The following is a 21296-nucleotide window of genomic DNA, read 5'->3' as shown; positions in this document are numbered from 1 at the left end:
CTTTCTCTCTAATTGTTATCTGGTCATACCAGTAAAGCGTTCTTCATTAGAGTTTGCAATAAAAAGATTTATTTCAATTCGTGATAAACAAATATTTTGTTTAACTAAACCTTTGGTAACCTAATTAAGCCTGCGCCTTTATTTCACTCATCCAATGCTCAATGGGGGCGGGTTTACCGAAGAGATAACCTTGAAAATGTTTAAACCCCATTTCTTTTAGAACCGACAATTGAGCTCGTGTTTCTACCCCCTCTGCTATTGTCTGCATCTCTAAACTTTTAGCTAGATCTAAAGTCATCTTTACGATCTTCCGGTGTCGTTCCGAAGTTTCAACACGGTCCACGAACTCCCTATCAACCTTTATGACACTTGCTGACATGTCTATAAGCTGAGAGAGGGAAGCGTGACCTGTTCCAAAGTCATCAATAATAATAGTCGCACCTACATTAGCTAAAGAGGTTAGACGGCGTTTTGTTTCACTATGGCTCGCAAGTACAGAGGTTTCAGTAAGCTCTAGTTTTAATTTTTTGCATAGCTCTGGACTTTCTGAGAAGCGGCGCAAAAGCTTTTCGTAAAAAATATCATTTAAGAGTTCTGGGCCGGATAGGTTGATAGCGACAGGTACTCGCGGCAGGTTAGCAGGCCAACTATCAAGAAGTTTCAGAGTAGCGTCCAGAATTTTTTGAGTAAATAACACCTCCCAGCCGTTTGCTTCTATTAAAGGAAGAAAATGATGGGGTTGCAATATCGACCCAGTCGTTAGCTCTTTCAAACGAGCTAGGGCTTCAAAGCCAACAATAGTTTCATCGATGGATACCTGTGGCTGAAGATATATAGCAAGGCAGCCATTATCAATAAGCGCTTTTACCTTATCTTTTTGTTGAGTGTTTTCTCTAATAGACTTCACTGTATTAATACTAAATGACATGTAGGGCGACAATTCACTGCTTTGACTTAATGCGATAGCACAACACTCAGTTGCAGCATCAGCGCTTATCTCTCGACTTACATGATAATGTCCTACACGCCATTTTAGCGTGTGCTCCACATCGACATTATTAGAGGTAACGGTGATAGTTTTTGGTAGTTTGCGAGTTAAAAAGTGTTCAATAGAATTAGAAAATAGCTGCTTGGTGCTTAAAGTAAATAAAAATTTAGCACCAGGGAATTGATAGAACCTTGCGCCGCTAGAGAATTCGTTTTGTAGCTGCGATATAACTTTTATTAAAAGTTTATCGCCTTGGCTGTAGCCATACTGAAGGTTTATTTCTCGAAGATTGGCCAGCTTCAATAGCACAATATGTTGGTTCAAAATGCTGTCGCTAGTTTCTACCTGTTTCCAAAAGTGATGGTTCTTTAAACCCGTCAGCTCATTAAAGTAATGTTTTTCATACTGCTGCTTTTTGTACGCATCGAATTCCATCAAATTTTTTTTATTTACAGACAAATCATGACAGTGAACGAGCTGTTTTTTATGGTGCATTAAGCTAGCTGGCTGAATTTCAAATTCCTGCTCAGGGTGATTGTAAATTGAAGCGGTTTGATTAACCCCCCGTGTTATCGGCAAAGATAAAGAAAATAGGTCCTGAATATACTCGCTGTTAGGACGGAACTTTTTAACTAATGATCTGGCGGCCTTATTTGCTTGCAGTATTCGTCCTTGCTCATCACAAAAAAACGAAGGGGTTCCCCCGTTGTTAAATATCTCTTGGTATCCTTTTACTATTTTATTGAGTTTTTTACTTTGTAACTGATTATATTCAGACTGTTTTTCCAACGAAGACATGACACGTAATACGGCCATAGGAATACAGAAGTTAAAGAATAAGAATAGTAACGAAGCCAGATAGGTATGCGTATCGGGCAATGTGATATCTATACCAAATAAAGGTGAAACTTTAGTTTTGGTAACTAACAAATAATAGGGAACAAGGTTAAAAAGCATGGTCGCAATAGACGCTTTTATACCGTAGAGAATACGAACGATGATGGGAAGGGTAAAAAGAAAGAGCAAGCCATACTGAGCTGAAATTAAATCAGTAGTAAAAAACAAAATACACATGGATGCTGCAAGAACAACTAAGACTAAAAAGGCAGACGCTATTTTGATGTGTTTCAAACCTATTGAGAGGGTTGCTAGCAGAAAGGCAGTAAACCCTATTGTTAAGTACAGAACATAATATAGTTCTTGAACGTAAGCAGTGTAGGATGAGTGGACAACAATAGCCGATGTGAGAATGACCCCTATCAGTAAAATTGACCTTAGTACGCTAAGCCGCCATATATTTGCGTCAGTTGTTTTTAAGTTGTCGTCGTTTAGAAGAAGGTAGTTTTTTATTAATTTTAATGCGCGAGAAATCACTATTTAACCGCTGGGATTAGTATTAGTTCAATACAAAAAATTGAAACTAATTCACGTAACTAGATAAGTTAATATAACCGCTAAATAGTGCTAGTGATAGGCATTAGGAAGGATTAAGGACAATTTTCACAAGATGTTACAAAAACATACGAAACACTATGTTTTTACCACAGAAGTGTTTCGTATGACCTAACTTTGCAGATTAGACAGTCAAGGTAAATACCTTAGAATTGCGCTGGAAGTTATATAGCTCTTTCTTTACGGCAGGTAACGCACTAATGTCTGCAGGTTCAAACCCTTGCTCCAAAAACCAGTGTGCGGTAACAGTGGTCAGTACAAAAATTCTGTTAATACCGGCTTCTTTAGCCCGGGCGCGCACTTCATCTAAAATCCTTTCGCCACGGTTTTTACCGCGATAGTCTTGGTGGGTCGCCACGCAAGCTAGTTCGGCACAACCGTCTTCAGGGTATAAATACAAGGCTGCGCAGGCGATGATCATGCCGTCACGCACTATCACAATAAACTGGTTAATTTCGCTTTCTAAACGTTCACGAGAGCGTTTCACTAACACGCCGCTTTCTTCTAGCGGTTTTATTAGCTTTAAGATACCGCCCACATCTTCGATGGTCGCTGCACGTAATTGTTCGTAATGGTGTTCCATTACAAGTGAGCCCGTTCCGTCGCGGGTGAACAATTCTTGAAGTAAGGCACCGTCTTTTTCAAAACTGATGCAGTGAGCACGGGGCACACCGGCAGCTACGCTGGTGGTAAGAGCGCTTAACACCGTATCTTCGGTGGTAATGTCGCCTGCCATCATCAACTGTTCTAACTGAGGGCGTTCAATGGTGCGAAGTAAACGACCTTCGCGGTTATATACGCCATCAAAGTTCGAAAATACGATAAGTTTGTCAGCTTTAAGGGCTATAGCCGCCTGCGTGGCTACATCTTCGTGAGACAAGTTAAACACTTCTCCCGTTGATGAATAGCCCATGGGCGATAGCAGTACGATTGAGCCATCGTTTAAATGATCGTTAATGCCGGTGGTATCAATACGACGCACTAAACCGGTGTTTTCAAAATCAACGCCGCCTCGCACGCCCATTGGCTTGGCAACGACCAAGTTGCCAGAGCACACACGTATTTGCGAGCCGTGCATAGGTGAGTTTGGTAGCCCCATAGTCAGTAGGGCTTCTACCTGAGAGCGTACCGAGCCGGCGGCATCTTTAACGCACTCAAGGGTTTGTTTGTCGGTAATGCGTACACCGCTTTCAAAGCGACCTTCGATGTTGCGAAGGGCTACGCGCTGATCAATCTGCGGGCGGGCACCGTGCACTACGACCACGCGCACGCCCAAGCTGTTAAGCAGGGCAATGTCGTGAATAATATTTGGGAAATTAGGATGTTCGATGGCTTCGCCACCGAACATCAAAACGAAGGTCTTTCCCTGGTGAGCATTAATATAGGGCAGTGAACTGCGAAACAGTTTTATGCCGTCATGATGCGCTAATACCATCTAAGCAGTTCCTTGTCGCTACCCTTGCTTATCCAAGTCTTCCAGCTCTTGATACAGTGCTTTCGTCACGGTTTCTTTGCTGGTGCCGCCCAAGATATTGCGTTGATTCACGCCGTACTCTAGCTGTAGTACCGGGTATACGTCGTCCTCAATTTTGTCGCAAATAGCCTGCATGTCGCTAAGTGGTAAATCTTCAATAGCGCAGCCTTTATCGATGGCTTGAAGCACAACGCGTCCTGCAATATCGTGACCTGTTCTAAACGGCACACCTTTACCTACCAGATAATCGGCAAGCTCAGTGGCGTTAGAGAACCCTTGGGTTGCTGCAATGCGACAGCGCTCTTCGTTTAGCTGTAGTGAGTCAAGCACTTCGCTGGCAATGCATAAACAAATATGCCACTGATTAACCGTATCGATAGCGCCTTCTTTGTCTTCTTGCATGTCTTTGTTGTAGGCAAGAGGAAGGCCTTTCATGGTAACCAATAGTGCCTGCAAAGAACCAAACACACGGCCACATTTGCCGCGCATTAATTCAAGCGCATCAGGGTTTTTCTTCTGCGGCATAAGCGATGAACCAGAGGTTACGCTATCGCCAAGCTGTAAGAATCCTGCTTCACCAGAGTTATAAAAAATCATGTCTTCGGCAAGACGTGACAAGTGCATCATGCTAGTGCTGGCTACAAATAAAAGCTCTAGCACAAAGTCTCTGTCCGACACAGCGTCTAGGCTGTTAAGGCATGGAGAATCAAAGCCCAGTTCTTCAGCAATGGCGTGACGGTCTACTGGAAAGGTGGTGCCTGCCAATGCGCCAGAGCCTAAGGGGCACTGGTTCATACGGACTTTCAAGTCGTCTAAACGACTTAAGTCACGCTTTAGCATTTCAACGTAAGCCAAGCACCAGTGTGCAAAGTGAATAGGCTGTGCACGTTGTAAGTGGGTGTAACCTGGGATGATCGCTTCTTGATGACGGCTAGCGGCATTAAGAAGCGACTTTATTACACCTAAAACATCAGTGCGAAGTGAGGCAATATGTTCACGTACCCACAAGCGAAAGTCGGTGGCAACCTGATCGTTTCGGCTACGCCCAGTATGAAGCTTACGACCAATGTCGCCAAGCTTCTCTATAAGTGCAGCTTCAACAAAGCTGTGAATGTCTTCTTCGCTAGATGCGTTAAAGTCTAATTCACCTGCATCAGCTTTCGCTTTTAACTCGCTCAATGCAGACTCAAGCTGGGCTTGTTCATCAACGGTCAATACGCCTGCTTTTTGCAGCGCACGCGACCAACTGATAGAGCCTTTAATATCTTGGCTTGCCATAACTTGGTCAAACGGCAGCGAGTCGTTAACCTGTTTAAACATACTACTTGCACCGGATTCAAACCGGCCACCCCACAACGCCATGTGATGCTCCTTAAATGCTGTTCTGACTTAAGCTTTACTATTGTAGGTAGAGCTTATTGTTCACCTTGTTTTTTCAGTGCTTCGATACGACTTGAAAGGCTGAACAGGCGGATAAAGCCTTCAGCGTGCTTCTGGTCGTAAACATCGTCAGCACCAAAGGTGGCAAAGTCTTCAGAGTAAAGGCTGTTCGGCGATTGACGCTGGGTAACCGTAGCTTGGCCTTTGTATAGCTTAACCACGATATCGCCTGTTACTTTCTTCGCAAAAGAAGCTGCACCAGCTAATAGTGCATCGTTAAGGGCGGTGAACCAACGGCCGTCGTACATCACGTGTGAGAACTCAAGACCAATTTGCTCACGGTATTTAAGCGCAGCTTTATCTAGCACCATAGTTTCTAGTGCTTTGTACGCTTTAAGCAGTACGGTGCCTCCTGGCGTTTCATAACAGCCACGAGACTTCATACCTACAAGGCGGTTTTCTACAATGTCGATACGTCCAACACCATGCGCCGCAGCAACAGTATTAAGTTTCACTAGCGCTTGATAAGGCGAGAGTGCTTCACCATCAACGTGGGTCAGTTTACCTTCGTTGAACGACAGGGTTACGCGCTCAGGTGTGTCTGGTGCATCTTCAGGATCAACGGTCATGGTCCACACTTGCTTGGTAGGCTCTTGCCATGGATCTTCAAGCTCGCCACCTTCGTGTGAAATGTGCCATGCGTTTGCATCGCGGCTGTAAATTTTTGTTGCTGACGCCGTGGTTGGAATATTGCGCTCAGCTAGATAAGCTAATAAGTCTTCACGGCTTACCATGTCCCACTCACGCCATGGCGCGATTACCGTAAGGTCTGGGGCTAGAGCAGCAAAGGTACTTTCAAAGCGTACCTGGTCGTTACCTTTACCCGTACAGCCGTGGCAAAGTGCGTCGGCACCTACTTTACGCGCAATCTCAACTTGCGCTTTGGCGATAACCGGACGTGCCATTGACGTACCCAGTAGATATTCACCTTCGTAAACCGCACCGGTAGTGATAGTTGGGAAGATATATTCGCTTACGAACTCTTCTTTCAAATCAACAATGTGGCATTCGCTTGCGCCAGATGCGATAGCTTTTTCATGAAGACCTTCTAGTTCTTCATCACCTTGACCCACATCTGCTGCAAATGCGACAACTTCACAGCCATAGTTTTCTTTAAGCCATGGAATGATGGCTGATGTATCAAGCCCGCCTGAATAGGCCAGCACGATTTTTTTAACGTTTTGCATCTAAATAATCCTTCTAAGCGTCTTTTTAGGCGTCTTTTTAAGCGTTAAGTAATTGAGTAAGGATGGCGTTTTGGCCATGCATTCTATTTTCGGCTTGCTGCATTAATAGCGATTTATCGCTATCAATCAACGAGCCTGTAATTTCTAAATCGCGATGGGCAGGTTGGCAGTGCATAACGTAGCTAGCACCGGTTGCTTCCATCAACGCTTCGTTCACCTGATAAGGCATGAACTTTTCTTTAATCACTTCAAGTGGCGTCTCGTCACCCATTGAAAGCCATGTATCTGCATAGATAACGTCTGCACCGTTAGCAGCACTAAGCTCTGTGCTTTCAACAATCGATACACCCGTTTTCTCGGCAATTGCTTTGGCTTGCGCCACAATTTCAGGTGACGCTTCGTGCCCCTCTGGCGTGACTACAACTTGGTTGCATCCTAAAAGCGCACCAACAATTAATAGTGAGTGAGTTACATTGTTGCCGTCGCCCACATAAGCCATGGTAAGACCTTCGGTTTTGCCGAAGCGTTCAAACATAGTGAGGTAATCAGCAAGGCCTTGGCACGGGTGGTACTTATCGCACAATGCATTGATAACAGGCACATTTGCAGCCTTAGAAAAGGTTTCCAGCGTCTCGTGAGAAAATACACGAGCGACTATGGCGTCAGCCCAGCATGCTAGGTTAGCAGCGGTGTCTACTGCGTCTTCACGGCCGGCTAATTTGCCCGACTGTACATCTAAATACACCATGTGGCCGCCAAGCTTGTTAATACCAATATCGAAGCTTACACGGGTTCGCAATGACGGCTTTTCAAACAGGGCAACAATTGATTTCCCCGCTAGCACGTTGCTGTAACTTGCTGGGGCTTGTTTAATTTCTACAGCCAATTGCAGCAAGTTTTTCATTGCGTCGGGTGTCCAGCCTGCAAAGGTGAGTAGGTCCTGTTTCATTGTACTTCTCCGGCATTGCCTTTTGTAAAGTCGGTATGGGGTAAATCAGCGTTTGTTGACTGTGTATTTGTCAGCGCTGCGGGCAGAATTTGTGTACCCGTTTTTTTATTTAAAATGTCGTTGATGTCGGCAGCCCAGCTCGCGATATACACCGCGCGGCCTAAATTCTCTGCAGACGCTAGTGCCGCATCTACTTTCACTTTCATTCCGTCAGTGATCACGCCTTCATCTGCGTACTTCGATATGCTTGCAGCGTTGAGTTCGCCAATCAGCAATTTGTTACCGTCAAGTACACCGTCAACATTGGAAAGAAGTAAAAGCTCAGCATTAAGAAGTTCGGCGATGACCGTAGCCGCTTGGTCGGCATTGACATTCAGCAGTCGACCTTGTGGGCTTGAGCCAATTGAGCTAATGACAGGAAGGGTTGACTGCGCCAAAACGTTTTTTAAAAACGAAGCGTCTGCCGTTGATGGCACGCCAACGGCGCCATACTGGTCTGCCAGTGGCTCGCACACCACCATATTGCCGTCTAGTAACGATAAGCCAACTGGAGTAATACCAGCAGCAAGCGCCGCAGCGCAAAGCTGTTTATTAGCAGAGCCCGCTAGCGCACCGCAGATATAAGGCATGTGCTCGTCGGGCGTAACACGTAGACCATCAATTTTTGTGCTTTGAAGGCCAAGGCTCGCCATCAGTGTTTCCACTAACGGGCCGCCCCCATGTACTACCACAACCGGGCGTGTTGCTTGAACGTCTTTTACGCTTAGAAATAAGCGAGTCATTGCCGCCGCATCATCAAGTAATGCACCGCCAACTTTAATTACAATTGGTGAAACACTCATAGTACTAACCCTGTCTCTACTGGCTGTTTCGTCATTATGTTTAGGCACTGTATGGCTTGAGAAGCAGCGCCTTTCATTACGTTATCTATTGCCGCTGTTACTACAGCGTATCCAGATGTTTCGTCCAGCTTCCAGTGAAGATCAACAAATGGAGTATGAGCAACGTCGTCAATTTTTGGAAAACTCTTGCGCAAACGCACAATGGGTTTATCAGCATAGGCGTCAGTGTACGCTTGTTCAAGTTGCGCGCTGGTGGTACCAGCTTTTACCTTAACGGTCACTGTGGCCAATATCCCACGCTTAAAATTACCTAAGTGCGGCGTAAAGATAACAGGCGTTCCCAAGTAGGCTTCAATTTCAGGGGTATGACGATGACCTAACACGCCGTATGCCTGAAGGCTCACTTCAAAGTAGCTGGTGGTTAGGCTAGCTTTTCTACCAGCACCGGAAACACCCGAAACGGCATTAATAACAGGGCGTACGCTTTCATCAAGCAAATTATTATGTGCAAGTGGTTTAAGTGCGCTCAGACTCGCAGTGGGGTAGCAACCAGGCACAGCAATAACGTCAGCACTGGCAATTTTCGCTTCATGCCATTCGGCAAGGCCGTAAACAGCTTGGGCTAGGCTTTGCTTTTGCGTATGGGGGAAGCCGTAGAACTGTTCAAAAACGTCGGTATCTTTAAGTCTGAAGGCACCTGATAAATCGAGTACTTTGGCTTTGCCTGAGGACAAGATAGGCATCCAGTCGTGGCTTGCTTCGTGAGGTGTGGCAAGAAAAATAAAATCGACGCCATTAGCCATCTCTTCTAGCGCTGCGTCGGATATAGGGGTGAGCGTAGCGTCTACGTGAGCCAAATTGCCGTGAAGTTCTGCAATACCTTTTCCCGCATCGCTACTATTCTGTGATACGTAAGTACCTGCTAAAACTAGTTTAGGGTGTTGAATAACCAACTGAACAAGTTGTGCCCCTGTGTAACCACTGGCACCAATAATTGAAACGCTATACATAATTTAAAAATTCAATAAAAGGAGAAAAAAATCACTTTTTACCTTTGTAAACTGGTTGGGCGTGTATCCGTGCCTAACCGCGACCACATTACAAAGGTAAAAAGTGTGCTACTTAATAAGCATAGATGTGCACACGCATCGTCGTGCGCTATGCAAGGTGTAGCCAGCCAGGGGAGAGGTAAACTCTTTATCGTTGTCAGTGATTGAACCAACAACGCGAGTTGGTTGTGTCATCATCAATTCCTATCATGTTGCAACCCAATTTATGAGTTGGATGCCTTAACCGTGGGCTAGTGTATCTAACTTGAATTTTTATGCAATAAAAATGTATAAATATTTTAGCTGATATTTATGTCATCTCATCGCTAAATAAGACAGCTAATAATATATTTATAGTTGTGACAGTAAGTTGACAAGTGAAGCAATAGAACTGAATATTTATATTTCTGCCCAATCAATAAACACTGCGCATCATTTTTTGCTGCGCTGCCGTATCGTTGGCAGTAACCAACGTATTTTTGATTGAAGCTGTTAGTAGCAAGCTATCAAGATAAGTATATACATTAAAAAGCTGGCGGATTAGATATAAGCCAGTGATTAAAGATAGATAATTACAGGCTTTCGTAGGAAACTACGAACTTAGGTTTTTAGCATTAATCTCGGAAGATAAAATGAGTAAACTTACCTTAGCGCTGGTTGCGCACGATCATAAAAAGCCCGAATTACTAGCATGGGTGAAGCAGCATATTGACGTGCTTAAGCAGTGTAATTTAGTAGGGACAGGAACCACAGGTGGCTTAATTGCCAGCGAAACAGGGTTAGAAGTTACACGTTATAAAAGTGGCCCACTTGGAGGTGATCAGCAAATAGGCGCGCTGATTGCCGAAAACAAGCTAGATGCCCTTTTCTTCTTTTGGGACCCACTGAACCCAGCGCCTCACGACCCGGATGTAAAAGCGCTGTTGCGGTTATGTTCAGTATGGAATGTACCGGTAGCCTGTACACCAGCTACGGCAGATTTAGTGATAACTTCACCACTTTTCCTGTCGCCTGATTACAAACCACTTAAACCTAACTTCTAAGAAGCGATGCGTATTGCGCAGGATTGAGTTTTTAATATAAGCCTCGCTGAACGAATTGATAGGTAGCATTAGCTGCCTTATCTGCTATTTTCGTTGCAACATCATCAGTTTCAATCGACATAGAGGCTAAAGCATTGTCTGCTGCGGTCTGCGATGTGCCAGTAGCATCGGCGCTTATATCGCTCAACGATGTAGACAATAATGATTGACCCATGGACCACACGTTGTTTGAAATACTTTGCCCGGTAACGTTTTCAACGGCTAGGTCTATCGCATTAAACATTAGTCCGCCAATTCCACCGTATAAAAAGCTGCCTGCCAAACTAGCCGCTGCAGCAGTGTGATTGGATGTTGTCGCTTCGTAAATATCCGAAACAACCGGGAGATGGTTGGCAATATTAAGCACATCAAACCCGTCTTTAAGATTGAGGCCGTCTTCACCAAACGCATTAGTGTAGAGGCTATCAAATAGCGTTGGGCTGGGGGCATCTTGATCAGCGTTAAGGGTGTCACTGTCAGTAACAACGGTGTTTGTCGTATTTTCAACAGTGTCGCTATTACTGGCTAATGCTTGAAATACATTGTTTTGCAAAGCAGTTAACAGCGTACCTTGCATTGCTACAATAGCATCATCTGAAAGGGCATCGCCTATGTTGTTAACCGTTGCCAGTGTTGACAGCGCATCTCCTGCAAGGCCCGTTGCATCAATTACTTCATTATTCCCTCCAGTAACATTTGTCGCGCTAGTTGTTTCATTCGTTGGACTCTGTAGTGTGAGTAACGACGAAAATAAAGACGGCAAGGATTGGCCGCTTGTTGCCGCTTCACCGGCTGTCGTTGCGGAAGTAACGGTTGAATTTGTGGTTTCATTTTCATTAAAACCAGAGTGTAAACCAAGCTTTGAAACCAGTGCATTAAAGCCAGTATTAACTGTGTTGGTGGTTGTGTTTTCTAAGGCCATAACATCCCCTTACCCGCAGGCATATAGTTGATTTGTAAAGGTTTTGCAAATTGAGCAAGTGAACGAGATTTCTTCAGATTGGTTCGTTTAAACTTGCTCCTGTTAGGTCATGGATGGCACTTAAATTACACACTGCATAAACAATAATACTGAGCAATGTCATGAAAGTTCGATGCCATATACACACACTTATCGCAATCTTTACACTTGGTGGTTGTGCCCAGACACTCACTGATGAAGAACAGGTGGTTCAAAGTAGCCCCACAAACCCCAATGTTTCGCAACGTGCGGTTACACAGGTAGAGGATGAACCACAGCCCGGCGACCCGCGTTACTCGCCACCTAGAGCGCAGCCAACGCCAACTTTGTATGTTCCAACGGGTTCTTTATTCAACCCAGAGCAGTCTGTTGGGCTTTACGAGCGTCATGCCAGTTTTAAAGTGGGTGACATGATATTAGTTAAGCTCGATGAGCAGACACAGTCTGAGAAGTCTCTTGATTTCAATACCGACAAAAATACGTCATTCGATTTAGCACCAGTGACGTTGAAAGTAGGTGGTATTCGAGTAGAAGGCGATGATGTCGAAGTGGAACATGAGCAAGACAGCGAGTTTGCCAGTTCTGCTCAAACCAAACAGTCAAATTCAATGAGCGGCAGCATTACCGTGTATGTCACTGGGGTAACGCCCGCTGGAAACTTACTCGTTACCGGCGAAAAGTGGATAACCATGAATAGGGGTAAGGAATATATTCGCTTTTCTGGGGAGGTACGTAAAAAAGACGTGGATGAAAGCAATACCGTATTGTCATCAAAAGTCGGTAACGCATTAATAGAATATAGCGGTACTGGCGAGTTACAGGAGAATCAGCAGCCTACGGTAATTGGCAAGCTGTTTTCAATTTTTGGTTAGTCACGAGAATTACATGTACAAAAGCGGATCGCGCAAACCTCTTGCGGCCTTACTTCTACTCACACAAATGCTTTTAATTCAGCAAGCCCTGGCCCAGTGGGTGCAGGGCGAGTCGACGATGGCACTTGCTGGTGCTGATTTAAGCGACGTAAGAACCAGTGCCATACAAAACGCTATCGCAGATGCAGCTTTTCAAAGTGGCAGTATGATATCAGCGCAAGATATTACGGTAGATGGATTGCTTCTTTCTAGTAAAGCGGAAATTCGCTCACAAGGAAGAATACAGCGAGTAGAAATTATAAGTGAAACCCTTAAAGACGACTTACTTACTGTAGTAGTGAACGTCAATATTACCCCTTTATTTAACTGCACGAATAATGGACTCGCGCATCGTATACTCGTGACCGAGTTTCCCCTAACTTCACCGCAACAAGCCGCTACCGGTATGCTTTATTCCTTTGGCAGTCATGTATCACAACGTTTTACACAACAACTCAATGGGCTTTATAACGGCGATAGTGTAAGTCAAATTCCGGTGTCGCTCATTAACGCAAATACATGGTTAACTTCCAGCCTTTCTGACGTCGATTTAACAGCGATGTCCACATATCTTCGCAGTGAATATGGGCAGCAGTTTGTAGTGTTTGGCTTTATCAAAGACATTTCGCTTTTTGAACAGGTGTCTGAGGCTACGTCGTTATTTGAAAGTGAGAGTACTGCGCTCCGTAGGAACTTCACTGTTCAGGTTTACGTGCTTGATACGTTTAAAGCAAAGGTGATTTTTAATGATAGCTATCACAGCGAAGCCGACTGGCCATTTTCACAAAACGATTCAGTAGATACTAATAACAGTTTGCTGTGGAGAAGTGATTTTGGACGCATGGTACTCAACACGGTACATGCTGCCATTACTGATATTCATGCAGCATTACAATGCGAAACGACCTACGCACAGGTTATCGATATTTCGCCGGACTATATCGCTATAGATCTAGGTAAGAACAGTGGTTTGGTCGCGGGGGATAAATTTTCTTTAGTAAAACAACGGGCGCTTCCCACCTTAGGTTTAGCTAGAAAGTCGGGTTTGTTTTCGAGTAATACCCTCACTTTAGAAGTGTATGAGGTTGCTGATGAGGTGAGCTTACTTAAAGCACAGTCAGGCAGTAATAGCGTGCATATAGGTGATTTTGTAACGCCGCTTACGCTATCGGTCAAACCAGAGGATCAGCCATAAAAAAGGCCGGCCTAAGCCAGCACTTTTTACGGTGGGTAATGGGGGCAAGCTCTATGGTCTAAATAGTTCGTGAAGCTTACGTTCTTCTTCATGCAGAGCTTTTAGTTTTGCTTGCTGTTCAGACGTCAACACTTGCAACATGGCTTGACGCTGTTTGGCTCTTTCGACGCCAGCACTCACAAGGACATCGCTGTATTCAGAAATGAGAGCATCCCAGCTTTCTTTAGAAAAAGACTGACTGCGAATGAGATCGCGCTGGGCGTCTTTTAAACTGCGCAAAGCCTTTCTGTTTGCTTTTACCGTATCTTTAGATGACTCTCGAAGCTGTGCAAGGCTTGCTATCTGTTCATCACTTAACTCAATGCCTTCAAACAAAAAGTCATCAGGCTTGCGTCTATCATTTTTACCTTCTCTATCCATGCGCTTCATCCCGTGTTGCTTTTGATTGGCAAAAGCATCGCGATGTGTTTTATCTTTTATCTCTCTTTGCGCTTCTCTGGCTAAAATCGTCGCCTTTTGATCTTCACTCAGCACGTTATAGATATCGTGGCGCAGTTGAGCAAAAGCGTAATGTTTGGCGTTACGCTTTTCAATTTCATCTTGAATAAAGGTACTGATCTGCGCTTCGGTCGCCGAGGCAAAATCAAAGCTAGGCTTTTCCACGTCGCCAAATACAGGCCGAGGGTTAGCGTCTTTGAATGCGCTTACAAGCGTTTTTATTTCTTCGCGTTGCGCATCGCTTAAGCTCAGGCCGCGAAGATGTTTAACAATTTCTTTAACCGGTTCGTGGTGACGCACGCCAGGACCTGCTGGCTGAGCTATAGCAAAACTCCCTAAGCCAATCGCCGCTACTGTTGCACCAGCAATGAGTAACTTCTTCATTGTCGTCTCCTTTTTGTCGGACACGCTAATCCTAGCGCGATAGACCAAAAAAGCAGTCAATGCACTGTAAAGCTTATGTAAAGGTGATGCCGATTTGTGATTGTAAAGGTCTGAAAAGATATAATATGCGTTTGTCAGTGTTTTTCGTTGGCTTGAAGCTAGACACAATATAAACGTAGGTTGAATTTTATCTAGTTTGCAGGCACTTTCATGAATCTAGCAGTTAAAGAGTTTAATACCATGAGTTCAGATTTTCACTTGCAGTCTATCCTCGTTATTGATGACGACCTTGAACTAACAGAAATGCTTTCTACTTACCTATCGGGTATGGGGTATAAGGTGCAAGTGCGTAACGATGGTGAAGACGGTTTATCTGAAGCGGTTTCAGGGCGTCACTACGACTTAATACTGCTTGATGTCATGATGCCGAAAATGGATGGGTTTGACGTATTGAAAAAGCTTCGGGCAAGCCACAGCACGCCAGTACTTATGCTTACAGCAAGAGGCGACGACTATGACCGTATTTTGGGTCTTGAGATGGGCGCTGATGACTATTTGCCTAAGCCTTTCAATCATCGGGAACTGGTAGCGCGGATAAAAGCTATCGTTCGCCGTCATAATTTATCATCAACCGGTGGAGCCGTTGAGCAAGATTTATTTGTGAACGGCATCTTTTTAAGCCCAAGCAGCCAGCTGGCAAAAGTGGACGATGTAGAGCTAACACTCACAACAACGGAATTTTTAATTTTGCGCCTGTTGATGCTTAATGCTGCTCAGCGAGTAACGAAAGAAGAGATAAGCTTAAAGATTTTGGGCAAGCCTCTACAAGCTTTCGATAGAAGTATAGATATGCACGTAAGTAACCTGCGTAAAAAAATAGGTGCTGTTGTAGTAGATGAAAAGATTAAGACCATTCGAGGTGTGGGGTATATGTTAATTGTTGGAAGCCATTAATGGTAAAACTATTACGTAGTATAAGTCCCACTCGAGCCATAATGGGTCGATTATTTCTTTGGTTTTGGGCTACATTCATTGTCACCGCTTTATTGGCTATTTGGGGCAGCCGATTATTTTTTGAAGACTTGGAAATTGTACCAATACAGCCGCGAGAAATTGCTGATTTAAACCAAGTAGTGGAACATTTGCAAAACAGTCGCTTCCAAAATGCACCGCTGCACGGGCCTCTTGACCGTTTTTCTCGGGGAGGGAGAGGTCGAATGGTTGCTGTCGACATAAGTGATAACCGCCTTATTTCGGGTGGGGGCCCTCCGCTTCGTGAAAATGATAAAGATGATTTACTTCGACTGGTCAACCAAACATCACCCATTGCGGTAAAGCGAGGGGCATTTAAAATCTTGGGGCCGGTTTTCTTTGAGCGTAATGGTTCGCGATTCGCGCTTTTTTCAGTAAGGCTCGATATGCCTGAAAAACAAAGTCCTCCTGTATTACTATTTCTAACGATCGCGCTAATTACCACCACATTACTAAGCTGGCTGTTTGCAAAGTCGCTGACTAACCCAATATTGCGTATCCAAAGTTCAGTTAAGCGCATAGCCAGTGGCGATTGGCAGGCGCGAGTAGGCAAGGCAGCTAACCGTCAGGACGAGTTAGGTCAACTGTCCCGTGACTTTAATAGAATGGCAGAGCAGTTAGAGTCAATGTGGGGAGCGCAAAAGCGTTTGTTGGCCGATGTATCTCACGAACTTCGTTCACCCTTGGCACGTTTACAAATGGCACTTGGACTTGCTCATCAGCAAAACGTAGACCCTGAAACGCTGTCTAGGGTTGAGCGAGAGGCTGATCGAATGGAAGCGTTGGTGAGTCAGTTGCTTACACTAAGCCGTGCAGAGTCTGGAGAAGCTACTAAAGAAAAGCAGGTACTATCATTGGTTCTGAACGATGTTTTTACTGATGCGAACTTTGAAGCAGCAAACAAAAACAAGCAGCTGATCATTGATGATGTACCCAAAAAGGCTGTAGTCATTGACAGTATGATGCTGTGTCGCGCCGTGGAAAATGTTCTGCGCAACGCTATTCGACACAGTAATTATTCAACGCATATTTCGTTTAGTGAAGACACGAAGCATTGGTATATCCATATTACAGATGATGGTGATGGCCTGACTGTAGAGGAATGTGAACGCATATTTTCACCGTTTTACCGCGCTACCCTTGCCAGAGAGCGAGAATCAGGAGGGGTTGGTCTAGGTTTATCCATTGCAAAAGCCGCAGTTGAGTTGCATCATGGGCGCATTATAGCTGAACCTGTTGAGCGCGGTGGGCTTCGAGTAACTCTGTCATTTCCAAAGTAGTAACCTATACTTTGACGGTGCTTTGTGGCCTAACAAAGAGCGCATATTCATTGTAATAGGGTATTTATGAACTGGACGTTCACATCAGAAAATAATTTAGCCAGCACCTTTGCCTCACACATCAATCCTTTCTGGCAGGAGTGTGTCACACAAAGCCAGTTTGACGGCAAAGACAATATAAAGGTGCGCTACGCCTACTGTATTCCTGAAACGCCGCGAGCCACCATTGTTATTTGCTCTGGTCGCATTGAGTCTTACCTAAAGTACAAAGAGTTTGTTTACGATCTCTATCAAAACGGCTTTGCTGTTTTTATTTTAGATCATAGAGGGCAAGGCTTGTCAGACAGAATGACAAAAGACCCACAACACGGTTATGTCGCGAATTTTGATGATTATGTTGATGATTTCGTCGCCTTCGTTGAGTCTATTGTTAAGCCCCTCCAACAAGGGCCTTTATTGTTGATATGTCACTCAATGGGCGGTGCCATTGGTGCACTCACATTACTGCGTTTGCCAAAATTGTTTTCTAAAGCGGTGCTGGCTTCCCCCATGTTTGGTATAAAGCCCTCTCTACCCAATTGGCTAGCGAATGGCTTAATTCGTACCGGCTTGGCCGTAAATAGAATGAAAAAAGCAGACGCTGGGTATTTTTTCGGTCAAACCCCGTATATAGCATTCCCTTTTTCACTAAATAAGCTTACCCACAGTAAAACCCGTTATGCGCTGTTTCGCGAGCTATACGATGAAGAGCAAGATATCCAGTTAGGCGGGGTAACGACTGAGTGGTTAGCCGCGGCACATCAGGCAATGAATAGAATTGAAAATAGTGCGCGGGCTATCACTACGCCAGCGCTGGTGCTCAGCGCAGACGATGACGCCATAATAGATAATAAGCGTCAGCGGCGCGTCGCACAGCTCATGCCTAATGCAATACTAGAAATTGTACCCCGTGCATATCATGAACTTTTCACTGAATCTGATGAAATTCGCGAACGTTCCATGGCGCGTATTCTCGACTTTTTGATTGAAGATGAGAATATTTAAAGACCATTTTGGTAAGTATTTCTTTTACTATTTGACCTAACAATACGCGTTTTGTATGCAATAGTTGATAAAAGTACGTGCAGGGGTGATGAAGTTCAGCATTTCGGTATAAAATGAACGGATTGTTAACTGTGAAGGTAATTTAGAAAAGCATGCTTGATATTGTACTTTATCAGCCAGAAATCCCACCTAATACGGGAAATATCATTCGTTTATGTGCAAATAGCGGCTTTACGTTGCACCTAATTGAGCCTTTAGGCTTTGAATGGGACGATAAACGTGTTCGACGTGCAGGTTTAGATTATCACGAATTTGCTCACGTTAAGCGCCATGCAAGTTTAGATGCCTACCTTGAAGATGCTAAACCTAAGCGCGTATTTGCCTGCACAACCAAAGGAAAAGCGTTTCATAGCGATGTCTCGTATCAAAAAGGCGATGCGCTTATATTTGGCCCTGAAACCCGTGGTTTACCCGACGATTATATTCAATCGCTTCCTCCAGAGCAGCGCGTCCGCATTCCTATGCTGCCAGACAGTCGCAGTATGAATCTATCTAATGCTGTGTCTGTATTTGTGTATGAAAGCTGGCGTCAATTTGGCTACGAAGGTGCCAGGTAGCAAAGCGCGGATATAAGCCACCGGAAGAATTTCTATCTAGAAAAGCCCTGTTAACAGGGCTTTTTTATGCCAATTGTAAAGAAAGCGTAAAGCGTGTCAGAGTCAGTTTTCGTTCAGCTTCACTCATTAATATAGCCTGTGAACATGCACAAATGAGTTAGGAGTAGCATTATGAAACGTATAACATTGACTATTATTACCGGCGTTTGCTTAATGGTTGCAGGCCAGGCTAGCGCGCATTCAGGTCATCATTCTCACGCTAAAAAAGGTGGAAATAATACGGTAACTGTTATCACGCAGCCGGTTCGCTCACTGGTTGACGTTGCCATTAGAGTACCGGAAATAGGACTATTCGTTAACGTGTTGCCAGGTGCACATAGGGTTGAAGTGGTCGATAACAACCGTTATTACGTTGCGAATAACCATTATTATCGAAAGCAGGGAAATCGCTATGTTGTGGTTGATTCCCCTTACAAAAAGGTGAAAAAAGTGAAGCGTAACAAGCGTAACCATGACAACTACCGAGGCAACCAAAAAGTGGTAGTGGTTAGGGAAGGGCGCTAGTTGCTAAGTAAAATAAAAAAGAAGCGTAATGTAATTACGCTTCTTTTTTTAGGTCTCGACCAAGTAAAGCTAAGGCCGCTTCTTTCGGTGATTTACCGTGATAGAGCACAGCGTATATCTGTTCACAAATAGGCATTTCTACGCCTACTTTCTTAGATAATACGTGCACCTCTTCAGTATTGCGATAGCCTTCAACCACCTGCCCAATTTCTTCGATAGCAACATCCACACTTTTGCCTTGACCCAATGCCAAGCCAAAGCGGCGATTACGAGATTGATTGTCAGTACAGGTTAATACTAAGTCGCCAAGGCCTGCCATGCCCATGAACGTCTCAGGGTTGGCGCCTAGCTTAACGCCTAGGCGGGTAAGCTCTGCCAATCCTCGGGTAATAAGGGCCGTACGTGCATTTGCGCCAAAGCCAAGGCCATCGGCTAAGCCCGCGCCTATAGCGATAACGTTTTTAACCGCGCCACCCAACTGTACACCAGTAAAATCTGAGTTTTTGTATACACGGAAAGATTTTGCGCAATGAAGCTTTGCTGCAAATTCGTCACTTAAGGTATCGTCGGTAGAAGACAATGAAATCGCAGTAGGTAATCCCGCAACCATTTCTTTAGCGAAAGTGGGCCCTGATAAAACAGCTAAGGGGTAATCCGTGCCTAGAATTTCTTCCGCTACATCGCGTAGCAAACGACCAGTTTTGGGCTCTAACCCTTTGGTCGCCCAGATAATGCGTTGATGCGGTTTAAGCAATGGCTTTAAGCTTTGAAGCATTGCCGCAAATGCGTGGCTAGGGACAACCACCAAAATGTCTTGGCTTGCAGCGACCACTTCTTCTAAGTTGGCATTTACAACCAGTGCATCTGGAAAAGTAGCGCCAGGAAGATAACGGCTGTTTTCTCGGCTCGCTTCCATTTCAGCAATGTGCTTTTCATCACGGCCCCAAAGCAATGTTGGGTTACCATTTCTGGCAAGACAAAAAGCAAGGGCGGTGCCGTACGACCCCGCCCCCAATACTGAAATAGACTCTGAAACCGAATTCGACTTCATGTTCACCTAGTTAGGCGTCCATTTTTGGCGCTTCGCCTTGCGCTTGCTGTGCACGTTTTTGCACGTAAGCTGCAAAGATAGCGTCGAAGTTTACAGGTGCTAGGTTAAGTGGAGGGAAAGTGCCTCGGTTAACCAAGTTAGAAATAGTTTCACGCGCATATGGGAAAAGCATATTCGGGCAGAATGAGCCTAGCGTATGCGCTTTGTTTTGATCTGGCATTTCGCCAATAGCAAAGATACCTGCTTGTTGTACTTCGCAAAGGAACGCTGTTTCTTCACCTAGCGTTGCCGTTACGGTAACTGAAAGCACAACTTCAAATACATTTTCTTCTAGTTTGTTAGTGCTAGTGTCGATGTCTAATTTGATTTCAGGCTTCCACTCTTTAGTGAAAATAGCGGGTGCGTTTGGAGACTCAAAAGAGATGTCTTTTGTGTAGATACGCTGAATATTGAACTGAGCACCCTGTTGCGCTTGTGCGCCTGCTGCTTCACCGTTGTTTGTCTGATTTTCGTCAGCCATGGTATTTCCTATTTAATTGTCGTTTTAATTTAATGTAGTGCGTTGCTGTATGCGCTGACGCTTTACGCTAAACCCAGCATTGGGTTTAGTTTGCTTTGTGCTTCCAAAGCCATCATATCGTCACAGCCACCAACGTGCTGATCGTCAATGAAAATTTGCGGAACAGTCCAGCCGCCATTTGCGCGCTCAATCATTTCGTCGCGTAGCTCAGGCTTAACATCTATTGGGTATTCAATAAATTCTACACCTTTTTGCGTTAACAGTGCTTTTGCACGGTGGCAGTAAGGGCAATGCCCCTTGGTGTAAAGTTCTACTTTGCTCATAAAGGTTACCTGTTATTTAGAAACGGGAAGGCTGGCACTTTGCCACGCGTTCATTCCGCCTTTTAATACATTCACATTCGCGAAGCCATCTTTTAGCATCGCATTTGCTGTACCACGAGCCTGATTACCCATAGCGCATACTACGATAATGGGTTTGTCTTTGCTGTTTTCAAGTTTCTTGAAGTTTTTCTCACGCACTTCTTCAGGTTTAATCTGTCTGGCACCTAAAATGTGACCAGCTTTAAACTCTTTTGCAGGACGCGTATCTAGCACAATTGCATCTTCTTTGTTCATTAAAACAGTTGCTTCGTGCGTGCTTAGTTCTTTTACTGAAGATGTCCATGCACTGATATAGCTAAATATCAACATGGCAATCAGCGCAACCCAAATACCAGCAAGAATAATGTTGTTGCTAGCAAATTCTATTAGTTGATCCATTACCTCTAACCCTGT

Annotated in this window: 22 protein-coding genes; 8 read left to right on the top strand and 14 right to left on the bottom strand. The window is 44.6% G+C overall.

The window, feature by feature from the left end; all coding sequences use genetic code 11:
* Positions 1-124 precede the first annotated feature (124 nt).
* The 8 genes from E5672_RS18245 to E5672_RS20100 form a co-directional block, all read right to left on the bottom strand.
* Positions 125-2362: a GGDEF domain-containing phosphodiesterase gene (locus E5672_RS18245; RefSeq protein WP_136783599.1), complete on the bottom strand. Its 2238-nt coding sequence runs from the start codon at positions 2360-2362 to the stop codon at positions 125-127.
* Between the two features lie 202 nt (positions 2363-2564).
* Positions 2565-3875, bottom strand: coding sequence for an amino-acid N-acetyltransferase (argA, locus tag E5672_RS18240; protein ID WP_136783597.1), 1311 nt, complete (start codon positions 3873-3875; stop codon positions 2565-2567).
* Between the two features lie 18 nt (positions 3876-3893).
* Positions 3894-5276 carry an argininosuccinate lyase gene (gene argH, locus E5672_RS18235; protein ID WP_136783595.1) on the bottom strand — a complete coding sequence of 461 codons (1383 nt, stop codon included), beginning with the start codon at positions 5274-5276 and terminating at the stop codon, positions 3894-3896.
* 53 nt (positions 5277-5329) lie between these two features.
* The gene (locus E5672_RS18230; RefSeq protein ID WP_101563371.1) at positions 5330-6541 is read right to left on the bottom strand and encodes an argininosuccinate synthase; all 1212 of its coding nucleotides are present in this window, start codon (positions 6539-6541) and stop codon (positions 5330-5332) included.
* A 37-nt stretch (positions 6542-6578) separates the two neighbouring features.
* Positions 6579-7490 carry an ornithine carbamoyltransferase gene (locus E5672_RS18225; protein WP_136783593.1) on the bottom strand — a complete coding sequence of 304 codons (912 nt, stop codon included), beginning with the start codon at positions 7488-7490 and terminating at the stop codon, positions 6579-6581.
* Positions 7487-8332 (bottom strand): acetylglutamate kinase, encoded by an 846-nt coding sequence (argB, locus tag E5672_RS18220; protein ID WP_101563373.1) that lies wholly within the window; start codon positions 8330-8332, stop codon positions 7487-7489. The genes E5672_RS18225 and argB overlap by 4 nt, the downstream gene beginning before the upstream one ends.
* Positions 8329-9342: an N-acetyl-gamma-glutamyl-phosphate reductase gene (argC, locus tag E5672_RS18215; protein WP_136783592.1), complete on the bottom strand. Its 1014-nt coding sequence runs from the start codon at positions 9340-9342 to the stop codon at positions 8329-8331. The genes argB and argC overlap by 4 nt, the downstream gene beginning before the upstream one ends.
* A gap of 108 nt (positions 9343-9450) precedes the next feature.
* Positions 9451-9576: a hypothetical protein gene (locus E5672_RS20100; RefSeq protein ID WP_276606295.1), complete on the bottom strand. Its 126-nt coding sequence runs from the start codon at positions 9574-9576 to the stop codon at positions 9451-9453.
* A 437-nt stretch (positions 9577-10013) separates the two neighbouring features.
* Here E5672_RS20100 and E5672_RS18210 point away from each other — a divergent pair, with 437 nt between their 5' ends.
* Positions 10014-10424, top strand: coding sequence for a methylglyoxal synthase (locus tag E5672_RS18210; protein ID WP_136783590.1), 411 nt, complete (start codon positions 10014-10016; stop codon positions 10422-10424).
* A 31-nt stretch (positions 10425-10455) separates the two neighbouring features.
* Here E5672_RS18210 and E5672_RS18205 read toward each other — a convergent pair whose 3' ends face one another.
* Positions 10456-11385, bottom strand: coding sequence for a hypothetical protein (locus tag E5672_RS18205; RefSeq protein WP_136783588.1), 930 nt, complete (start codon positions 11383-11385; stop codon positions 10456-10458).
* A 161-nt stretch (positions 11386-11546) separates the two neighbouring features.
* On the opposite strand from E5672_RS18205, the gene E5672_RS18200 reads away from it, so the two are divergent.
* A complete protein-coding gene (locus E5672_RS18200; RefSeq protein WP_136783586.1) occupies positions 11547-12296 on the top strand; it encodes a flagellar basal body L-ring protein FlgH in 750 nt (249 codons plus the stop codon).
* A gap of 13 nt (positions 12297-12309) precedes the next feature.
* Positions 12310-13530, top strand: a complete 1221-nt coding sequence (locus E5672_RS18195; RefSeq protein WP_136783584.1) for a flagellar assembly protein T N-terminal domain-containing protein — start codon at positions 12310-12312, stop codon at positions 13528-13530.
* A 51-nt stretch (positions 13531-13581) separates the two neighbouring features.
* Here the strand turns inward: E5672_RS18195 and E5672_RS18190 are convergent, their stop codons facing one another.
* Positions 13582-14412: a Spy/CpxP family protein refolding chaperone gene (locus tag E5672_RS18190; RefSeq protein ID WP_136783582.1), complete on the bottom strand. Its 831-nt coding sequence runs from the start codon at positions 14410-14412 to the stop codon at positions 13582-13584.
* Between the two features lie 210 nt (positions 14413-14622).
* Between E5672_RS18190 and E5672_RS18185 the strand changes: the two genes are divergently transcribed.
* The 5 genes from E5672_RS18185 to E5672_RS18165 all read left to right on the top strand — a co-directional run bounded on the left by E5672_RS18185 (position 14623) and on the right by E5672_RS18165 (position 18949).
* Positions 14623-15366: a response regulator transcription factor gene (locus tag E5672_RS18185; RefSeq protein ID WP_136783580.1), complete on the top strand. Its 744-nt coding sequence runs from the start codon at positions 14623-14625 to the stop codon at positions 15364-15366.
* A 41-nt stretch (positions 15367-15407) separates the two neighbouring features.
* Positions 15408-16724, top strand: coding sequence for an ATP-binding protein (locus E5672_RS18180; protein ID WP_240692278.1), 1317 nt, complete (start codon positions 15408-15410; stop codon positions 16722-16724).
* Between the two features lie 66 nt (positions 16725-16790).
* Positions 16791-17768 (top strand): alpha/beta fold hydrolase, encoded by a 978-nt coding sequence (locus E5672_RS18175; RefSeq protein WP_136783577.1) that lies wholly within the window; start codon positions 16791-16793, stop codon positions 17766-17768.
* 152 nt (positions 17769-17920) lie between these two features.
* Positions 17921-18385: a tRNA (uridine(34)/cytosine(34)/5-carboxymethylaminomethyluridine(34)-2'-O)-methyltransferase TrmL gene (gene trmL / locus E5672_RS18170; protein WP_136783575.1), complete on the top strand. Its 465-nt coding sequence runs from the start codon at positions 17921-17923 to the stop codon at positions 18383-18385.
* 171 nt (positions 18386-18556) lie between these two features.
* Positions 18557-18949, top strand: coding sequence for a DUF6515 family protein (locus E5672_RS18165; protein ID WP_136783573.1), 393 nt, complete (start codon positions 18557-18559; stop codon positions 18947-18949).
* 34 nt (positions 18950-18983) lie between these two features.
* On the opposite strand, the gene gpsA is transcribed toward E5672_RS18165, so the two are convergent.
* The 4 genes from gpsA to E5672_RS18145 form a co-directional block, all read right to left on the bottom strand.
* Entirely contained in the window at positions 18984-20000 is a 1017-nt protein-coding gene (gene gpsA / locus E5672_RS18160) for an NAD(P)H-dependent glycerol-3-phosphate dehydrogenase (protein ID WP_136783571.1), read from the bottom strand.
* A gap of 10 nt (positions 20001-20010) precedes the next feature.
* On the bottom strand, positions 20011-20520 hold the full coding sequence (secB, locus tag E5672_RS18155) for a protein-export chaperone SecB (RefSeq protein ID WP_012517046.1): 510 nt from the start codon (positions 20518-20520) through the stop codon (positions 20011-20013).
* A 62-nt stretch (positions 20521-20582) separates the two neighbouring features.
* Positions 20583-20843 (bottom strand): glutaredoxin 3, encoded by a 261-nt coding sequence (grxC, locus tag E5672_RS18150; RefSeq protein WP_014948069.1) that lies wholly within the window; start codon positions 20841-20843, stop codon positions 20583-20585.
* Between the two features lie 12 nt (positions 20844-20855).
* The gene (locus E5672_RS18145) at positions 20856-21281 is read right to left on the bottom strand and encodes a rhodanese-like domain-containing protein (protein ID WP_136783569.1); all 426 of its coding nucleotides are present in this window, start codon (positions 21279-21281) and stop codon (positions 20856-20858) included.
* Positions 21282-21296: the final 15 nt, after the last annotated feature.

The sequence above is a fragment of the Alteromonas portus genome (assembly GCF_005117025.1).
In the GTDB taxonomy this organism is placed as follows: Bacteria; Pseudomonadota; Gammaproteobacteria; order Enterobacterales; family Alteromonadaceae; genus Alteromonas; species Alteromonas portus.
Note: the sequence above shows the minus strand (reverse complement) of the source record. Positions and strands in the feature narration are given on the sequence as shown.

What these genes read in the sequence shown, in the direction of transcription:
- argA (WP_136783597.1), bottom strand. Translation starts at nt 3,875, where the DNA reads ATGGTATTAGCGCATCATGACGGCATAAAACTGTTTCGCAGTTCACTG.
- argH (WP_136783595.1), bottom strand. Translation starts at nt 5,276, where the DNA reads ATGGCGTTGTGGGGTGGCCGGTTTGAATCCGGTGCAAGTAGTATGTTT.
- E5672_RS18230 (WP_101563371.1), bottom strand. Translation starts at nt 6,541, where the DNA reads ATGCAAAACGTTAAAAAAATCGTGCTGGCCTATTCAGGCGGGCTTGAT.
- E5672_RS18225 (WP_136783593.1), bottom strand. Translation starts at nt 7,490, where the DNA reads ATGAAACAGGACCTACTCACCTTTGCAGGCTGGACACCCGACGCAATG.
- argB (WP_101563373.1), bottom strand. Translation starts at nt 8,332, where the DNA reads ATGAGTGTTTCACCAATTGTAATTAAAGTTGGCGGTGCATTACTTGAT.
- argC (WP_136783592.1), bottom strand. Translation starts at nt 9,342, where the DNA reads ATGTATAGCGTTTCAATTATTGGTGCCAGTGGTTACACAGGGGCACAA.
- E5672_RS20100 (WP_276606295.1), bottom strand. Translation starts at nt 9,576, where the DNA reads ATGACACAACCAACTCGCGTTGTTGGTTCAATCACTGACAACGATAAA.
- E5672_RS18210 (WP_136783590.1), top strand. Translation starts at nt 10,014, where the DNA reads ATGAGTAAACTTACCTTAGCGCTGGTTGCGCACGATCATAAAAAGCCC.
- E5672_RS18205 (WP_136783588.1), bottom strand. Translation starts at nt 11,385, where the DNA reads ATGGCCTTAGAAAACACAACCACCAACACAGTTAATACTGGCTTTAAT.
- E5672_RS18200 (WP_136783586.1), top strand. Translation starts at nt 11,547, where the DNA reads ATGAAAGTTCGATGCCATATACACACACTTATCGCAATCTTTACACTT.
- E5672_RS18195 (WP_136783584.1), top strand. Translation starts at nt 12,310, where the DNA reads ATGTACAAAAGCGGATCGCGCAAACCTCTTGCGGCCTTACTTCTACTC.
- E5672_RS18190 (WP_136783582.1), bottom strand. Translation starts at nt 14,412, where the DNA reads ATGAAGAAGTTACTCATTGCTGGTGCAACAGTAGCGGCGATTGGCTTA.
- E5672_RS18185 (WP_136783580.1), top strand. Translation starts at nt 14,623, where the DNA reads ATGAATCTAGCAGTTAAAGAGTTTAATACCATGAGTTCAGATTTTCAC.
- E5672_RS18180 (WP_240692278.1), top strand. Translation starts at nt 15,408, where the DNA reads ATGGGTCGATTATTTCTTTGGTTTTGGGCTACATTCATTGTCACCGCT.
- E5672_RS18175 (WP_136783577.1), top strand. Translation starts at nt 16,791, where the DNA reads ATGAACTGGACGTTCACATCAGAAAATAATTTAGCCAGCACCTTTGCC.
- trmL (WP_136783575.1), top strand. Translation starts at nt 17,921, where the DNA reads ATGCTTGATATTGTACTTTATCAGCCAGAAATCCCACCTAATACGGGA.
- E5672_RS18165 (WP_136783573.1), top strand. Translation starts at nt 18,557, where the DNA reads ATGAAACGTATAACATTGACTATTATTACCGGCGTTTGCTTAATGGTT.
- gpsA (WP_136783571.1), bottom strand. Translation starts at nt 20,000, where the DNA reads ATGAAGTCGAATTCGGTTTCAGAGTCTATTTCAGTATTGGGGGCGGGG.
- secB (WP_012517046.1), bottom strand. Translation starts at nt 20,520, where the DNA reads ATGGCTGACGAAAATCAGACAAACAACGGTGAAGCAGCAGGCGCACAA.
- grxC (WP_014948069.1), bottom strand. Translation starts at nt 20,843, where the DNA reads ATGAGCAAAGTAGAACTTTACACCAAGGGGCATTGCCCTTACTGCCAC.
- E5672_RS18145 (WP_136783569.1), bottom strand. Translation starts at nt 21,281, where the DNA reads ATGGATCAACTAATAGAATTTGCTAGCAACAACATTATTCTTGCTGGT.